15 protein-coding genes are annotated in these 18,220 nt (G+C 38.8%); 10 read left to right on the top strand and 5 right to left on the bottom strand.

Going from position 1 to position 18,220, the window contains the following annotated elements:
* Positions 1-507 precede the first annotated feature (507 nt).
* The 3 genes from T487_RS0103430 to T487_RS0103420 are packed head-to-tail and all read right to left on the bottom strand — an operon-like array spanning position 508 to position 3,199.
* Positions 508-1,749: a dicarboxylate/amino acid:cation symporter gene (locus tag T487_RS0103430; RefSeq protein ID WP_031574071.1), complete on the bottom strand. Its 1,242-nt coding sequence runs from the start codon at positions 1,747-1,749 to the stop codon at positions 508-510.
* A gap of 25 nt (positions 1,750-1,774) precedes the next feature.
* Positions 1,775-2,335 carry a FumA C-terminus/TtdB family hydratase beta subunit gene (locus tag T487_RS0103425; protein WP_143004574.1) on the bottom strand — a complete coding sequence of 187 codons (561 nt, stop codon included), beginning with the start codon at positions 2,333-2,335 and terminating at the stop codon, positions 1,775-1,777.
* An 18-nt stretch (positions 2,336-2,353) separates the two neighbouring features.
* A complete protein-coding gene (locus T487_RS0103420) occupies positions 2,354-3,199 on the bottom strand; it encodes a fumarate hydratase (RefSeq protein WP_031574066.1) in 846 nt (281 codons plus the stop codon).
* Between the two features lie 177 nt (positions 3,200-3,376).
* Here T487_RS0103420 and T487_RS0103415 point away from each other — a divergent pair, with 177 nt between their 5' ends.
* The 4 genes from T487_RS0103415 (at position 3,377) to T487_RS0103400 (ending at position 8,496) form a co-directional block, all read left to right on the top strand.
* Complete coding sequence (locus tag T487_RS0103415; protein WP_031574063.1) at positions 3,377-4,315, top strand: LysR family transcriptional regulator; 939 nt, start codon at positions 3,377-3,379, stop codon at positions 4,313-4,315.
* A 368-nt stretch (positions 4,316-4,683) separates the two neighbouring features.
* Complete coding sequence (locus T487_RS0103410) at positions 4,684-7,614, top strand: DEAD/DEAH box helicase (RefSeq protein WP_081827525.1); 2,931 nt, start codon at positions 4,684-4,686, stop codon at positions 7,612-7,614.
* Positions 7,615-7,678: 64 nt separating this feature from the next.
* On the top strand, positions 7,679-7,984 hold the full coding sequence (locus T487_RS0103405) for a DUF960 family protein (protein WP_051651464.1): 306 nt from the start codon (positions 7,679-7,681) through the stop codon (positions 7,982-7,984).
* 86 nt (positions 7,985-8,070) lie between these two features.
* The gene (locus T487_RS0103400) at positions 8,071-8,496 is read left to right on the top strand and encodes a YkvA family protein (protein ID WP_031574055.1); all 426 of its coding nucleotides are present in this window, start codon (positions 8,071-8,073) and stop codon (positions 8,494-8,496) included.
* A 62-nt stretch (positions 8,497-8,558) separates the two neighbouring features.
* Here T487_RS0103400 and T487_RS0103395 read toward each other — a convergent pair whose 3' ends face one another.
* Entirely contained in the window at positions 8,559-9,449 is an 891-nt protein-coding gene (locus tag T487_RS0103395; RefSeq protein WP_031574052.1) for a DMT family transporter, read from the bottom strand.
* Between the two features lie 302 nt (positions 9,450-9,751).
* On the opposite strand from T487_RS0103395, the gene T487_RS0103390 reads away from it, so the two are divergent.
* Positions 9,752-11,101, top strand: coding sequence for an MATE family efflux transporter (locus T487_RS0103390; RefSeq protein ID WP_031574050.1), 1,350 nt, complete (start codon positions 9,752-9,754; stop codon positions 11,099-11,101).
* A gap of 64 nt (positions 11,102-11,165) precedes the next feature.
* On the opposite strand, the gene T487_RS15730 is transcribed toward T487_RS0103390, so the two are convergent.
* On the bottom strand, positions 11,166-11,756 hold the full coding sequence (locus tag T487_RS15730) for a helix-turn-helix transcriptional regulator (RefSeq protein ID WP_051651463.1): 591 nt from the start codon (positions 11,754-11,756) through the stop codon (positions 11,166-11,168).
* Between the two features lie 434 nt (positions 11,757-12,190).
* Between T487_RS15730 and T487_RS0103375 the strand changes: the two genes are divergently transcribed.
* Genes T487_RS0103375 through T487_RS0103355 form a run of 5 tightly spaced genes read left to right on the top strand, consistent with a single transcriptional unit; the run spans position 12,191 to position 18,196 of the window.
* Positions 12,191-12,967: an acyl-CoA dehydratase activase gene (locus T487_RS0103375; protein ID WP_031574045.1), complete on the top strand. Its 777-nt coding sequence runs from the start codon at positions 12,191-12,193 to the stop codon at positions 12,965-12,967.
* 22 nt (positions 12,968-12,989) lie between these two features.
* Entirely contained in the window at positions 12,990-14,213 is a 1,224-nt protein-coding gene (locus tag T487_RS0103370; RefSeq protein ID WP_423219162.1) for a 2-hydroxyacyl-CoA dehydratase subunit D, read from the top strand.
* Between the two features lies 1 nt (position 14,214).
* A complete protein-coding gene (locus T487_RS0103365; RefSeq protein ID WP_031574040.1) occupies positions 14,215-15,354 on the top strand; it encodes a 2-hydroxyacyl-CoA dehydratase subunit D in 1,140 nt (379 codons plus the stop codon).
* Between the two features lies 1 nt (position 15,355).
* On the top strand, positions 15,356-16,537 hold the full coding sequence (locus T487_RS0103360) for a YkvI family membrane protein (protein WP_051651462.1): 1,182 nt from the start codon (positions 15,356-15,358) through the stop codon (positions 16,535-16,537).
* 36 nt (positions 16,538-16,573) lie between these two features.
* On the top strand, positions 16,574-18,196 hold the full coding sequence (locus T487_RS0103355) for a class I adenylate-forming enzyme family protein (RefSeq protein ID WP_031574036.1): 1,623 nt from the start codon (positions 16,574-16,576) through the stop codon (positions 18,194-18,196).
* Positions 18,197-18,220 lie beyond the last annotated feature (24 nt).

Below are 18,220 nucleotides of genomic sequence, written 5' to 3'. Positions count from 1 at the left end.
ACGGTTTTGTGGAAAGAACAGAAACTGCACTGGAATCATATAAACCTATAGAATACTTTGCATAATTATGAGCGAGACCTATCTTGAGAATAACTATAATTAAACTTCGGGGAAACCTGATGTAATAGAGAAGACCTAGCCCATCTGCTCATAATAAAAGAAATGATGAAAAACAATCGTAGAAACTTACAGGAGTGTATGAAACACAAATTAGCTTATATTATGATTGAAGAAGAGTATGATCATATAAACCGATATCTAGATATAGTAATATTAAAGCGTATTTATTGACAAGATCTTCTTGCACCCATATTATTGCAGCAAGATGACGGAGTTGTATGTTCATAAAGAGACAAATATAATGTCCTTTAGAGTGCTTAAGGAGAAATAGAAAGAGACCCCTCCACCTCATGTTTGTACAGTGTTTTTGGAAGGGTCATGAATTATTATTATATATAATAAAGTCAGCACAGACATTAGCTTAGTAATTGTCTGTGCTGAAACTTATTAAGATACTTGTTCAAGAATATCTTCGGTATCTCTAAGTGTTTTTTCTGAACGAGCTACAACTACAGCCGCAGCTGCATCTCCAACAATGTTTGGTACAACTCTGCCCATGTTTAAAATTCTATCAATACCTGCAAGTAATGCTACACCCTCCATTGGTAGATTAGCCGCTCCTAATACAATCGTTAGCATGATAAGACCAGAACCAGGAATACCTGCAGTTCCTATTGCAGCAAGTGTTGCTGTGAACATGACCATGATTTGATCCATAATACTCAAGTTGATACCGAAAATTTGAGCAGTGAAGATAACAGCGACTGCTTGATAAATAGCAGTACCATTCATATTAACAACTGCACCTAATGGAATTACAAAGTTAGCTGTATCGTCATCTACTCCAAGTTTTTTTGTGGATTCTAGAGTGAGTGGGATTGTAGCTACGCTAGAGCATGAGGCGAATACAAATGCCATAGGTTCTTTCATGGTTGCAAGGAATTTCTTTGGGGATATCTTCCCGAAAAATCCAGCAACGAGACCGGCTTGAACAAAAACCAGGTAAAATATGGAAGAGATATATAGGGCTATAATAGCTTTACTGTATGGGATTAAAATATCCAAACCGTTTGATCCAATTACATTTGCCATAAGTCCAAATACTCCGATCGGCGTATATTCTAGGATTATCGAAGTAACTTTTTGCATAGCTTCTTGTCCAGCGGCAAATAAATTGAGTAGTGGCTCGGATTTCTTGCCGAGCTTAAGGAGAGCTAAACCTAGTATTATTGAAAAGAAAATAATTTGCAATAACTCATTGTTACTTAGGGAAAGGAATATATTAGAAGGAATTATGTTAACTAAAGTATCAACAAAAGTTACTTCTTTTGCAGCTTCAGCTACTGGAGCTGAAGGAGTAATAGTCACTCCTGAACCGATGTTCATTACATTTGCGATCACTAAGCCAATGAATATTGCGAAAAGTGTAGTAACAAGGAAGACAGTAATTGTCTTAAGTCCAATTCTTCCTAATCTTTTTCCATCACCCATATTTGCAACGGCATTTACGATAACACACAATACCAATGGAGCAACTACCATAGTCAACATTCTTGTTAATATTGTACCCAAGAAAGAGAACATGGATGCTTTCTCTCTCAAAATGAGCCCTGCAACAATTCCTAATACAAAACCAATCATAATCCTAGTAAAAAGACTTATCTTATTCCATGACTTTAAAATCCCCATTTTTTTGCCCCCTTATCATTTTATACTACACAATTCTGTATTTTTGCACTTGTTCATCTTGGAAAACTCTTCCATTAACATCAATTCCAACAATGAGACGAAGGTTTTCAACATATAGTCGTTTGATGGACTCAGTGCCAAGATCTTCATATGCAACTACATCACATTCTTTAATTTGATTGGCAATCATAGCAGATGCTCCACCGATACTTAAGAAATATACACCGCAATGCTTTCGGTATAATTCAGGTATATAATCTGAACGCTCGCCCTTTCCTATCATTCCCACTATACCAAGTTCTAGCATCATTTCGACATACTTGTCCATACGTACACTTGTAGTTGGTGCCGCTGAACCGATCACCTTACCTGGCTTTGCTGGAGTTGGACCTACATAAAATATAATCTGATTTTCTAGCTCGATTGGTTGAGGTCTATTGTTTAATATATTTTCTTGAATCCTCTTGTGTGCTGCATCTCTTGCGGTATAAATGATTCCTGTTAACTCAACAACATCTCCAATTTTAAGTGATTGAATATCTTCTTTTGATAATGGAGCAGTAAGTTTAATTATTCTATTTTGCATGATTCTCACCTCCTTAGATTATAGTTCAGCTGAAGCTTGTCTTACTGAGTGACACTGAAGGTTTACTGCGACAGGTAAAGAAGTGATATGGCAAGGATAATATTCGATGTGTACGTCTAATGCTGTCATCCTTCCACCCATACCAAGTGGTCCGATTCCGGATTTATTTATTTCATCTAAAAGCTCTTTCTCAAGGTTTTCATAAAATGGGTTTTTATTGTGGACTCCAATAGGTCTTAGTAATGCTTGTTTAGCAATCAGAGTAGTTTTATCCATGGTTCCACCAATTCCAACTCCAACAACAATAGGGGGGCAAGCCTTTCCTCCTGCGTTGAAAACAGATTCAAGTATAAACTTCTTTACACCTTCATATCCGTCAGCTGGTACTAAGTTTTTGAATGTACCCATATTTTCACTGCCACCACCTTTAGGCATTACGGTAATTTTGACTTTATCTCCTGGAACAATATCAGTATGTAATACACAGGGGGTATTATCATTTGAGTTTACTCTATTCAATGGATCTAAATATACAGACTTTCTTAGGTACCCTTCAGTGTATCCCTTTCTAACTCCATCATTAACAGCTTCTTCAAGCGGCTTTCCTGTCCACGAGATTTGCTCTCCAATTTCCATCATGACAACAGCCATACCCGTATCATGACAGACAGGCATTTCTTCTTTCGAAGCAAGTTTTGCATTATCCAGTAAAAGTAAAAGTGTTTCTTTGCCATAAGGAGATTCTTCCTTTTCATAGGCATTTTCAAGTGCATTCATCACGTTATCATTTAAATGATAACAAGCGTCCTTACATAGATTAGCAATAATCGGAATAAGATCTTCGGTGTTAATTGTTCGTAACATATTTACCTCCTAAAATGTATTCTGGTGACTAAGTCATATATTTATTTAGGGCTTATTGATTTATTTAAGAGTAAACGTTTAAGTTATAAAAGTAAAATATTTGATTTTAATAAGGTTATAAATTAAACTTATAACAATAAGTCAAAAAATTGATAATATTAACACAGGGAGAAGATTATGGAAGTGGTTTATGAATACATCGAAGAAGTTTATAAAGCGGGATCTTTTACACGGGCAGCTCAATTTTTACATATAAGTCAACCTGCGCTGAGTATAGCTATTAAAAAGTTCGAAGATGAAATAGGACATCCTATTTTTATAAGAAGCAGTAAACCTATTGCACTAACATCCGTTGGAGAAATAATATATAGACACATAGAAGAAATAAAAAACCTTGAAATAAATACAAAAGCAGAAATTAATGACACTATGAATAAGGGGATTAGAAATCTAAGAATTGGAGGAACTCAATATTTTACTGCTTTCATTATTCCGAACATGATTGTGAAGATTAAAGAATCTTTTCCAGATATTAATATTGAGATAATAGAAGCAAGTTCAGTCTCATTAATGGAAGCACTAGATAAAAATGAAATTGATGTTATGTATAGTGTTAAAGATCTAGATATTACTAAGTATTCATTTTATCCAGGAATCACAGATTACTTATTTTTTGCAATACCTAGAAAATTCATCAGTTATGAAGCTATATCTGATTTTCTCATTACACGAGATGAAATCGTAAATAATGAATACCGATTTATAAAATCAGTCTCAACATTGGATATACTAAAAAATCTTCCGTTCATTACCCTTCGTAATGGTAACAACTTATATTCTAGAGCTATGATGATTTTTGAATTAGAGGGTTTTAGACCCAAAATAGAGTTAAACCTCGATCAACTTACTACAGCTCACTATAATTGTATGTGTGGAATCGGAACAACACTGACCACGAATCATTTGATTAAGAAAATAGATGATGAAGATAAACTCTACTATATAAAATTAGAGCATGAGTTGATGGCGAGAAATTTCAAGTTGATCATGAAGAAGGATAAGTACGTGTCATTAGCAATGGAAACGGTACTGTCCATCATGAGTGATTTCATATAGTGTGTGAACTAGTATTTAGAATGAATTCACATAGTGCCTAGAAAGTGTATCAATTTTATGAGTAATGCGTTTAATGCCAGCTACTTATAATGAATATCATAAAAAGAAGAGATGTACACCTCTACAGGATTTATACTAAGGAGCAAATATTTGTTATACTATTCATGAGATGACTAGAATCTAATAGTTGATCATACTTACCGAGACTTTTAGATCATCGTGCAGAACTATATTGCTCATGTAAAATAAATTAGTATTGCAATAAATGAATATATGGGCTTCAAATAGTTAACATGAGATAGACTAAGGAACACGAATGGACACCGGCAGATGTTCCTATAGTGGAGAAATTAATGAGGGAGATTTAAATGATAGCAAATAGTGAATTGAGTAAGGGCTTAGTCCACGGTTTTCTGGATAGAACAGAGACTGCACTGGAATCATATAAACCACGACTGATCATTAATGATCCTGAGAGAGGAGAAAAGGTACTTACTAGTATCATTCATGAACTCTCTCATTGTGATGCGTTCTATTTTTCAGTAGCATTTATCACAGAAAGTGGCGTTACGGTCCTACTAAATACACTTAAGGAATTGGAAGAAAAAGGGATACGCGGAAAAATTATTGCTTCTCAATATCAGAATTTCTCATCTCCAAAAGCCTTAAAAAAACTCTTAGAATTAAAGAATATTGAGCTAAGAATTGTTACTCAAGAAGCAGCTAAAATGCATACAAAGGCATATATTTTTCAAAAAGGTGAGGAATACTCCATAATAGTTGGTAGTAGCAATATGACCCAAAGTGCGTTATGTGAGAACAAAGAGTGGAACTTAAAAGTATCTTCATCAAAAGAAGGAGCTATCGTCTCAAACACAATTGAAGAGTTCAATAGTATGTTTGCTCACGCTACAATCGTAGATATCAATTGGATTGATGCGTATTCAAAAATATATGAACTTCAAAGAAGTATTAATAGTACTGCAGAAAAAACCATAGAAGATCATCTATCCGGTAAACTACTGTACCTCAATGCGATTAAACCAAATAAAATGCAGGTTAATGCATTGCAAGAACTGGAAGCAACAAGAAATAGACAGCATGAAAAAACATTAATCATTTCAGCTACAGGTACAGGAAAAACCTATTTGTCAGCATTCGATGTTAAAAAATTTAATCCAAAGAGATTTCTATTTGTAGTTCATCGGGAGCAAATCGCTAAAGAAGCATTGAAGAGTTTCAGAAAAGTTATAGGCTTTGAAAAAACAATGTCGATATTAAGTGGAAATCATAAGGATTTTCAAGCGGATTATATTTTTACAACAATCCAGACACTCTCAAAAGAGCATATTTATAGGCAGTTCTCGCCTGATGACTTTGAGTATATTGTTATTGATGAAGTCCATCGTGCAGGGGCCAAATCATATAAAACGATTATTGATTATTTTCAGCCGAAATTTCTACTCGGTATGTCCGCGACTCCTGAAAGAACAGATGGATTCGATATATTTGAACTATTTGATCATAATATCGCCTATGAGATTCGACTGAATGATGCCATGAAAGAAGATCTCATATGTCCATTTCATTATTTTGGCATTACAGAATTAACGGTCGAAGGAAAAATCATTGATGATCAGACACAGTTTAATCATTTGGTTTCAGATGCTAGAGTTCAATATATAAAAGAGAAGGTTGAGTTTTATGGGTATTCTGGAAGTCGTGTAAAAGGGCTTGTGTTTTGTAGTAGAAATGAAGAAGCTCAGAATCTATCGCGAAAATTTAATGATATTGGATATAGAACAGTTGCTTTAAGCGGTGAAAGTTCTCAAGAAGAAAGAGCTGAAGCCGTTCAGAGGTTAGGACAAGTTGAGAATGAAGGTGCCTTGGACTATATCTTTACAGTGGATATTTTTAATGAGGGTGTGGATATACCAGAAATTAACCAAGTTGTGATGTTAAGACCAACGAAGTCTGCTATCATATTTGTTCAGCAGCTGGGAAGAGGCCTAAGAAAGGTTTACGGAAAGGAATATGTTGTTGTATTGGATTTTATTGGAAACTACGATAACAACTATTTAATCCCCATCGCCTTGTCTGGAGACCAGTCTTACAATAAAGATAATATTCGTAGATATGTTGCTGAAAGCAACAGAATCATCTATGGCTGTTCTACGATAAATTTTGACAAAATAACACGGGAGAGAATCTATAAATCTATTGATCACGCAGATTTTAATGATCTGAAGATTATTAAAGAATCTTATCAGGATTTAAAGAATAGATTGGGTAGAATTCCGTTACTGACTGAGTTTATTAAATATAATGTCATTGATATTGAAAGAATCTTTGCAAGGACGGGTTCATATCATAACTTTCTTCGTAAATACGAGAAAGACTATCAGATTGTACTTACTTCTGAAGAAGAAAAATTTATTGAATTTATTTCTCTCAAGTACGCAAATGGAAAGCGACCACATGAGTTAGAGTTCATTAAACTACTACTGAACGAAGATTCTGCAGTTCTTGATATACTCGATGATTTGTTATTTGAAAAGTATAGAATCGAAGTAAATAAGAATACAAGAATCAATTTAATAAACCAAATGACGCAAAATTTTGCTACAGGTTCATCAAAAAACACCTTTGCTAAAGCAATCTTCATTGAGAAAGAAGGACAAGGGTATAAAAGATCAAGTGCGTTTCTTCGTTGTTTACAGAACTCTGTATTTCAACAAATGGTCACAGAACTTCTAAATATTGGACTTAGAAAGTATGAAGAGAGATACAGTAATCATTATCGAGAAACGAATTTTGTGCTCAATGAAAAGTATACTTATGAAGATGTATGTAGGCTTTTAGATTGGAGTAAAAACGAGGTTCCTCTAAATATTGGTGGCTATAAGTTTGATAAAGAGACAAAGACTCTCCCCGTGTTTATCAATTATCACAAGGACGATGATATTAGTGAGACAATACAGTATCATGATGAGTTTTTCTCACCTTCAGAGTTCTTAGCCTTTAGTAAATCAGGGCGTACAGTACAGTCTGATGATGTTCAAACCATATATTCTGCTAAAGAGTTAGGTGTTGAAATTTTACTGTTTGTCCGTAAGGATAAAACAGATAAAACATCGAAGGAGTTTTACTTCCTTGGTAAGATTGATGCGGTTGGAAGTCCGGTCCAAGCAAAGATGCCAGGTACGAATGTGAATGTCGTTAAAATAAGATATAAGCTTGATGTTCCGGTTAGAGATGATTTGTATGATTATATCACGCAAGAAAAGATAGCAGATTAGCTGTGAAGCGATTAAGAATTTTTTCAAATTCCATAATACTCTTATCAAAACAAAGAGGTGTATTATGGATAGAAAAATGTTCAGTGGAAACCGCTACATGACCAAAGGCATTCAGACGTTTTTGAGACCAGATCTACAGATTTTATTATGGGATCTCATTGACGGTCTAGATGTGGAAAAAGACTATCTCCAGGTGTTCAAGCTGGAGATGAAGGAAGAAGACCTTAAGCTAACCCATCAGCAAGAGAACCCGGACTACTCAGTATCTTATACAGTAAAAGTAGATCATCCTTCCATTCATCAGGATGAAAAAATCTATGTCATTGATGATGGAGATTATTCGACGATGATGTTTGCCTCTGAGTATTAAGTAAAGAAGGGGCTTCATTCATACTGCTGACTTATGATATACTCTGATAATCAATCAAAAACAAGAGATGAAAAGGAGCGGAACCCATGGATTTTGATGAAAAAGAACTGGAAGAGAAGAAGTATACGGAAGCCTATTCCGAAGAGAAGCTGTTTGATAAAATTATGAAATTTGCAAAGAAAGCAGGCATCAAAGTCATCTATCTGGCACTGCTTCTATACTACACATTGCAGCAACCCGAAACCCCAATGAAGGCGAAGTCCGTTATCATCGGAGCCTTAGGCTACTTCATCTTCCCGGTGGATCTGATTCCGGATTTCATCCCAGTAGCGGGGTATACAGATGACTTAACTGCACTCATGGCGGCACTTGTGATGGTTGCGTTCTACATCAATGAGGATACAAAAAAGAAAGCCAGGGAGAGGCTGATGGTTTGGTTTGGCAGTTACGATGAATCGGATTTAAGCAAAATTGACGAGAAGATGAATACAGCAGAAGAAACAGAAGAGTAAGTAAAAAGAGGAGATTCCCACAGCATAGTGAGAAATCTCCTCTTTAATTTATTCATCAGATGCTATCCCATAAAGATCACAGCAACACCAAGGACGCCCACAATGGCTCCAACAATCTCATTGGTTTTCACCTTCTCTTTAAAGAGGAAAATGGTCACTGGAATGATGAGAATAGGCACAATGGCCATGAGTGTTGATGCAATGGCAGTTGAAGTGTATTTGATGGCCATGAGAGACAGGGAAACACCAACCACGGGTCCAAAGAGGGATCCGATGGTGATGCCCACCATGGCTGTTTTATTCTTAAAGGCGGCGAAGAAGTTTGGCCACTTCTTCGTAACGGTGATGATGAGAATAAAACCAAGAATTCCTGAAAAGATACGGATCTCCGTGGCCACAAAAGGATTGAGCTCTGCGACACCCACCTTGGAAAGGATAAGACCCAGTGCTTGCCCAACAGCACCAAGGAACGCAAAGGTGATGCCTTTTAAGGGATGCTTCACCACAATCTTCTGGGAACCTTTTTCTTTGCCCATGATGACAATGGCAATGCCAAGAAAAGTCAGCATCATACCTAAGATCTGCACAAGACCCAAGGTCTCATCCAGAAGAAAATAGCTGAGCACCGCAGTGATGGGCGGAGCCAGAGCCATGATGAGCATGGAGATCCTGGCGCCAATCTCTACAAAAGCCTGGAATAGGAACATATCACCGATGACGAAGCCCACAAGACCTGAAATCAGAAGTGCCTGGAATGCCTCGGGAGAGACGGAGAGATTTCTAAATCCATCTGTGATGAAAAAGTTAATCACCGTAATGATCAGAAGTGAAATGACCAGTCTCATGAGGTTCAGCACAAGAGATCCTACCTTCTTACCGGAATATTCAAAAGAGACGGAAGACCCCACCCAGCAGAACGCCGTGAGAAGTGCCGCGATTTCGCCTATAAACATATCTGTACCATCCTGTTCACGTTATTTATCATTGCTAAATCGTAACACAGCTCTTCTCTTTTTCCTAGAATTTTTATTTTCTGTAAGTCTATGAGAAACAGGTGAAAAGGAAGAAAAATCACACACTCTCATAGAAGCTTTTATCTAAAATCACCAGATTGTCAAATCAGCCACGGACCCATTGAAAAAGTTTGAAATTTCATGGGTTTGACCAGTAGGGGAACTTTGGGTACGATAGGATGGAAAAAATGTTCTTGTTACGGCATGGGCTTTCTTGAGATGGCCTTCTTTTTGGAGGAATTATGGGTAAAGAGCAAAGAGAAAAGAAAAAGCTCTATGAAACCTTTTTTAAATATGTATCGCTTAACGTGCTCAGTATGATTGGGTTTTCTGCCTTTATCCTGGCAGACACCTTTTTCATTGCCAACGGCATTGGAAAAGATGGTCTGGTATCATTAAACCTTGTGATACCTGCATACACTGTGATCTATGCCACAAGCCTTCTTCTAGGCAATGGGGTTGGCACCATGTTTTCCATTTACAAAGGAGAAGGAAGACAGAAGCGGGGCAGTGAGATGTATACCATGATGATTCTTGTGGGCATCGCGATCGGTCTTTTTTATACTGCGCTGGGGGTTCTCTTCCCTGAAGAAATCGTGAAGCTTCTTGGGGCGGAAGGGAAGATTTTGGATCTCTCTTTAGGATACACCACCATGGTCTTTCCCTTCTCCGCTATTTTTATGATCAGCAGTATGCTGGTGAGTATGGTGAGAAACGACAAAAGACCAAAGCTTGCCATGAGCGCCATGATGGCAGGGAGCCTGTCCAATATCCTTCTGGATTATATATTCATCTATCCTCTGAACATGGGCATGGCAGGAGCGGCGCTGGCCACAGGTATTGCACCCATCATCAGCATTCTGGTGCTACTTCCTTACTTCATCAAAAAGGAGAACACCTTTCATCTCATCCGGTTCCCATGGAGACCAGGGGAGTTGAAAAAAGTACTCTTCATCGGAGTGCCATCCTTTATCACGGAGCTTTCCTCAGGCCTTGTGATTCTTCTTTTTAATCTCGTGATCCTGGAGTATGTGGGGGAAACTGGGGTTGCTGCTTATGGAATCTTAGCAAATCTTGCGCTGATTCTTATTGCTGTGTTTTCAGGAGCAGGGCAAGGGATCCAGCCTATTGTGAGTTATAATCATGGCCAGGGAAACAAAGAGAACATCAGGCATACCTTAAGACTGGGGCTTTTCTTCTCCTTCTTTCTGGGAGTGGTTCTCTATTTGTTCTTTATGGCTTTTCCAGAAGAAATCATCAGAGCCTTCAATCCGGAAAACAATCTGGAGCTTTATAGCATCGCAAAAGACGGGATGGCGCTTTATTTCACCTCCTTCTTTTTCGCTGGCGTCAATATCATGATCATCTCCTATTTCTCTTCCAAAGCAAAAGCCAGGATATCCTTTATGATATCCATGCTTCGCGGTATTGTGCTGATTCCCTTTGCACTGTTTCTGCTTACGCCGGTCTTAGGCATCAATGGAATCTGGCTCACCATCCCTTTGGTGGAGTTCGTTACGCTTCTTTTGGGACTGTATCTCATCTTTTCTGAAAACAAGAAAGAGGAGCCTTCACACAAGTATATTGTGTAAAAGGTTCCTCTTTTTCATGTAAGAAATAGTGAATGTTCAGCTCTAGAGAGTTCTTTCCTAAGGATTACTGCTTTTCCTGATTCTCTCTCTGGGCATACCTTTTTAAGGCTACAGCGATGAGGATTCCGGAAAAAAAGAGAACAGAGCCAATGAGAATGAAGACAGAGCCCATGACAGACACAGGATTTCTTGTGGCAAATTCTATGAATACGGGATCTTGACCAAATAGATCATCACCAGGAGATCCGAAAAGTCCAAACATCCTTTTTGTCAGGAACCGTGCGAGAAAGCCCAAGCCTGCGATGGCCGCTCCGGAAAAGGCAACATAAACGCCAACAATCCATCCGTATCTCTTAATCATCTTTCCCATGATGCTCGGCAGGTTCTCCACCCAGGAGGGCATGGAGGAAGAAGTAGCGGGCTGAGGATGGGAGGATGTGCTGCTCTTCGTCTCTATACCTTTATCAGAAAGAAGCCAGTCTGTGGTGACACCAAAGACATCCGCCATCAGTTTCAGTTTAGAGATTTCAGGATCCGTATCTCCGTTTTCCCATTTGCTCACAGCCTGGCGGGAAACCCCTAGTTTTTCTGCCAGGGCTTCCTGAGAGTAGCCTTCTTTTTTTCTAAGATAAAATATCTTTTCATTCAGTTTCATAGCTCCACCTCTTTTTCTTTGATATCTTCAGTATAGTGGACTTTTGGTTGCAAAACCAGAAAGAAGGGATTGAACTTTCGCAACCAATGGTTGCGTATGCCCAATAACATTACTAAAGCAGCAAATGAAGAGCATTACAATAACTCCTCATAATGGTCTGAGATTCAGAGCCCTGGAGACAACCCATCATGCAGACAATAAGAAACGGAAAAAATTTCAGAATGCTTCATGAATAACCTTTACAAATAAAACAAATGGTGCTATTGTTAATTTATTAACTTGTTACTAGTTTACAAGTAACAAGTTACAGTATTTTTTTGAGAGATAATGTTTTCATAAAGAGGATTTAGCGCTAAAAAGAATATGATATATTTTGATTCTATATTTTTTTATTATTAGATGTTTGATAATAAACAAACAAAAAGAGGTGCGAGATGGTTACGGTCGGAATAGATATTGGCTCTACCACTTCCAAGTGTGTAGTAATGCAAGATGGGAAGAGAATTCTTGGTTCAGCACTGATTAAAGGTGGTGCAGGAACTCAAAAACCAGAGATGGCATATGAACTGGCCCTAGAAAATGCAAGAATCAAGGAACAGGATATTGGACTAATCATGTCCACAGGGTATGGCCGATCAACATTCGAGAAATCGGATGCGAATCTAAGCGAGCTGACCTGTCATGCAAAAGGTGTATATTTTACCGCACCCGGTGCACGTACCATCATTGATATTGGTGGACAAGATGTAAAAGTCATGTCTTTGAACGCCAATGGCAAAATGAAGAGTTTTCTGATGAATGACAAATGCGCAGCAGGAACAGGAAGGTTTTTGGATGTTATGGCAGGGATCCTTCAAGTTTCCATTGAAGACTTGGAGGTGCTGGCGTCAAAGTCTCATCAGCCGGCATCTATTTCCAGTACTTGCACTGTATTTGCAGAGTCTGAAGTGATATCTCAAATGGCAAGAGGGATTAAACTGGAAGACATCGCTAGAGGAATCTGTGAATCTGTAGCCAAAAGAGTCGCTGCTTTATCCCAAAGGATTGGCATAGAGGAACAAGTTTATATGAGTGGGGGTGTTGCAAAAAACGGTGGCGTTAGAAATGCTCTTGAGAGATCGCTGAACAAACCAGTGCTCTATCATGAGGACGCACAATACATGGGGGCGATAGGGGCTGCATTATCAGCGTATGAGCGGTTATCTATTTGAAAAGGAGGTAAAAATGTCAGAGATTAAAAAAGAAAGAAAGCCATTGGATCCCAATTCAGCCAAGTCCAAGCTTAATGAGATCATCGTCAAACACTATGAGGAAGCGCATGAAGCTAAAAAAAATGGAGAAAAAATAGGTTGGTGTGCAAGTAATTTCCCGCAAGAGATTTTTCAGACCTTAGGGATTAAGGTGGTCTATCCAGAAAATCAGGCTGCAGCGATAGCGGCCAGAGGTGCAGGAGAAAAGATGTGCAGCTATGCAGAAGGCCAGGGGTACAGCAATGATATATGTGCGTATGCAAGAATAAACTTGGCATATATGGATATCAAAGATGCACCGGAACAAAATATGCCTCAACCAGATTTTGTCTTATGCTGCAATAATATCTGTAATTGCATGATCAAATGGTATGAAAACATTGCTAAGGAATTAAATATTCCGATGATCCTTGTCGATATTCCATTTAATCCAGACTATGGAGTGAGTGATGATCAAGTAGCTTATGTAAAAACACAAATTGAGGAAGCAATCACAAGACTTGAGGACATTACTGGGAAGAAGTGGTCTGAAGATAGGTTTAAAGAGGTGATGGCGATATCCAACAGAACCTCAAGAGCTTGGCTTGAAGCAACTTCTTATACAAAATTCAAACCCTCTCCACTGAGCGGATTTGATCTTTTGAATCATATGGCTGTAGCAGTTTGTGCAAGGGGAACCGTTGAAGCAGCAGAAGCTTTTGAGCGTTTGACAGAAGAATATAAGGAAGCAGTTGAGTCAGGAAACAGCACATTTAGAGCGGAGGAAAAGCATAGAATCATGTTTGAAGGAATCGCATGCTGGCCTCATCTAAGAACTACTTTTACAGGTCTCAAATCAAGAGGAATAAATATGGTAGCGACCATTTACGCCGATGCTTTTGGTTTTATCTATGATGATTTTGATGGTCTCATTAGAGCCTACTGTAACGTTCCAAATGCAATGAACCTGGAGCACGCAAAAGATGTGAGAGTAAATATTGTGAAGAAAACAAAGGCTGAAGGTATGCTGGTTCATACGAACCGCTCGTGTAAACTCTGGAGTGGATTCATGTATGAGATGAGCAGACAGATTGGAGAAGAGTGCGATATTCCAGTCACTTCATTTGATGGAGATCAAGCAGATCCTAGAAATTTCTCGGAAGCTCAGTATGAAACAAGAGTTCAGGGACTTACAGAAATCATGGAAATGAATAAGGAGGTTCACTAAGATGGAACAGTTAGACATTCTTATAAAAAAGTTCCAGGATGTTTCTGAACACCCTGAAGTACAAATGAAGGCATATCTTTCCCAAGGCAAAAAGGTTGTTGGATGTGCACCGGTTTATACGCCAGAAGAGATTCTCCATTCCATGAATATCGTACCCTTTGGATTATGGGGGGCCGATATTGAGATTGAAAAAGCAAAGAGTTACTTTCCAGCGTTTATATGCAGTATTACTCAGTCAATTCTAGAACTTGGGATGAATGGTTCTTATGAGGGGATGAGCGCAATTCTGATTCCATCCCTCTGTGATTCATTGAAATGTCTGGGGGAAAACTGGAAATATGCAGTACCCCATATTCCTTTCATACCGATGGTATATCCTCAAAACCGTAGCAGCCGTGGGGCGAAGATGTATACTCATTCAAATTATAGCCGTGTCATAGAGGATCTTGAAAAAATCACTGGAGAAACGTTCTCTCAAGAGTCCTTGGCAAAATCCATGGAAATCTATAATGAGCACAATAGGCTCATGCGGGAACTGGATGAATTTCTCTCTGATAGACCAGTACTGACTGCAGTGGAGAGAAGTGCGGTATACAAGAGTGCATACTTTATGGATAAGAAAATTCATAGCCAGTGGATCCAAGAATTACTCACTTTAATGAAGCAGTCAGACAGAAGTCCTAAAAATACCATGCGTATCATAACGACAGGTATCATATCCGATAACAAGACCTTCCTTTCCTTGTTGGACCAATATGGTATTGCGGTAGTTGGCGATGATATGGCCAGCGAATCCCGTCAGTATCGCGTTGATTCGGAAAGAAAGGACCTACCTTTACTTGATCTTTCAGAAAAATTCACACGAATGGGGCATTGCTCTGTGCTCTTTGACGAAGAGAAGAAAAGAGCAGATCTCATTGTCTCCATGGCCATCGAAAGAAAAGCTGATGCGGTTTTAGTGGTTATGACAAAGTTCTGTGATCCTGAGGAATTTGATTATGTCATTATAAAGAAAGCTTGTGATAAGGCTGGAATCCGATGTCATATGATTGAGCAGGACCGCCAGATGTCGACATTTGAACAGACGCATACCTCACTTCAAACTCTTGTAGAAACCAATAATTTACTTACGGAGGTTTAAAATGAAACTCATTGACAAAAAGAATATGTCAGTTACCATCGGTGTGGCTTTTGTCTGGTTTACAACTCAATTTGGTGGCGGATTCGCATCAGGTGCACAACTTTTCCAGTACTTTATTGCGTTTGGGATCTGGACCCTCATAACACCAATCATTGCGCAGTGTCTTAGCGCACTGTATCAATGGTATGCATTGCGTTTTGCACATAGGAACAAGACCTATGATTACAGAAGCTTCAACAACCGCTTTTATGGGAAATTTGCTCCTGTGTTTTCGAATCTATATGAAGTAGTTTATTTTGTGCTTCTTTGTATTGCTCCTTCTGTGGCATTTGCCACTGGTGGTGCTACCATGGCTGCACTCACCGGGATTCCCTATATCATCTGCACTTTAATCATTGGTGTATTTATTTTCTTCGTGGCTATATATGGTACAGATATTGTGAGAAAAGCCGCAGCTACATTATCTGTTTTAATCGTTGTAGGACTTCTCATTGTTTATATTCCTAATATCATTGCACAGTGGGAAAGCATTACGGAAACCATAAAAGTTATGGCAGATAATCCAGCTCCAGCAGGCCCAGCCCTATGGAAATCTTTCCTTTATTTCTCATTCCAGCTGGCTTCTATCGGACTTTTTGTACAGCATGCAAAGCCCTTTACTTCTGATGATGATGCGAAAAAAAGTATGATCTATGGACTCATTGTCAATATAGGAATCATTTCATTGTGCACAGTAGGAATGCTTGCGATAGCTACCAATCCTGAAGTGGGAAGTGTTTCCGTTCCGATACTGCTTCTTGTGAAAAATGGAGTGGGCAGCTCATTCATGCTTCCGATCATCTCGCTGCTTATCGTACTGGGTGCTGTATCAACAGCTGTCAATATGATTGCTGGAGTGGTTAATAGAGTAACCAGCCAGTTTGCCAAGGAAGAAGCTGCATCAGGTGATTCTAAAAAACCTTCAAAGCTAGGAGTAATCACTACGTTTGTATTTGTGATCATGGCCTTCGGTATAGCTCAATTCGGGCTGATACCACTAGTTGCAAAAGGATATGGGTATCTTGGATATATTACCATCGCAGTAGTAGTTATTCCGTTCACGATTCATATGGTAATGAGCTTACTTGGTTTATTGAACAAAAGTGAAGTGCTGGAAGACAAAACAGAAAAAATTGCACAATAATTGGTATGAATGACGTAAAGGAGAAAGCAGGTAAAGATGGAATTGATAGATTGTACTATAGGAATTTTTCTGAAAGATCAGACCAGACGATATGGTATGAATGTAGGGCTCAACTTTATGGAGCATACATACCTTTGGCGTGAGATCGATGAAATTTCGGATCAAGTGGCACTTTATTTTATCAATAAAGCATATACCAGAGGAGATCTGGTATCCATATGGTCAATAAACTGTGAGGAATACATCTTTTGCTTTTTAGGGCTCATTAAAGCGGGCTTGGTTCCTGTCCTTTATAACAGTCATTACCGTTTTGAAGAAATTGAAGATTTACTGCAGGATCATCCTGTGGCCGCTCTGTTGTATGGTGACCTGCCTGGCGAACTCCAGGCAGGACACCTTCTATCAGAGATAGACAATGAATGTCTATCTCCAAACAAGGCACTTTCTATAAAAAAAGTAGTGGAGGAAGCCAGGAATACGATAAAAATAGAACGGCTGATAACTGAAGGAAAGAGGCAGCTAGCGGAGAGAATGAATGAACTCAAAGCAGATGACACCGCAGTGATTCTTTTCACATCCGGAACAACCAGCAAACCCAAGGGAGTGATGCTGTCTCATAGGAGCATTTTAAACAATGGCACAGAAATCGCCCGGAAAATGTCTTGGACAGAAAAAGACAATCTTTGTGTGGCGGTGCCGCTATTTCATTGCTTTGGCATCACGGCGTGTTTAATGGCTTCCCTTTATGCGGGTTGTACCATGACCCTATTATCTCAAGCAAGAACATCAAAGATATTGGATGCCGTAGAAAAGAAAAAATGTACTGTTTTAAATGGGGTGCCCTCGATGTTTTTGGCACTTTACCATAGAAAAGAGGAAGAGAGAGAAGCCCTGAAATCTATACGCTCTGGCGTTGTGGCAGGTTCTGCCATATCAGAAAAAGAGTATGAATTGATTACAGGCATAGTGCCTAATGCAAGATTACATCCTTCTTACGGTCAGACAGAGTCCTCTCCATGCATTACCATTGCTCGAGTAGAGGATTCCATCTTAAAAAAATCACAAACATGTGGACAGAAAATTGACCATGTGGAGCTCCGGATCTACGACGGGAGACTCAAGAAAGAAATGAAACCATATGAAGTGGGAGAAGTTCAGACAAGAGGGTACCATGTGATGAAAGGGTATCACAATATGCCATTAGAAACTGAAAAGACCATTCTGAAAGATGGATGGCTGAGAACAGGAGATCTTGGGTATGTGGATCAGGAAGGATATCTTTATATCACAGGACGAATGAAAGAAATGATCATTCGAGGTGGAGAAAATATATCACCAAAGGAAATTGAAGGTGTACTGATGGAGTATGGGGGTATCAGGGACTGCAAAGTTCTAGGAGTAGCCAGTGAAGTGCTCCAGGAAGATATTGCAGCCTGTGTGGTGGAAGAAAGAGAAGGCACTCTTTGTTTAGAAGATTTAAGAGTATATCTTAGCAAAAGGCTTGCTCAATACAAAGTACCGAAATTCCTCTTTCTCATGAAAGCCTTACCGTACAATGGCAGTGGAAAAGTCATGATGTGCCACCTGAAAAAGCAGGTGGAAGAGAGAGTTGGATCCCTTCCTGAATGTGAAGGGCATATGAAAAGAATTACGTTATAAATACAAAAAACGATGTATAAAATA

This window comes from Proteiniclasticum ruminis DSM 24773 (assembly GCF_000701905.1).
Lineage (GTDB): Bacteria > Bacillota > Clostridia > Clostridiales > Clostridiaceae > Proteiniclasticum > Proteiniclasticum ruminis.
Note: the sequence above shows the minus strand (reverse complement) of the source record. Positions and strands in the feature narration are given on the sequence as shown.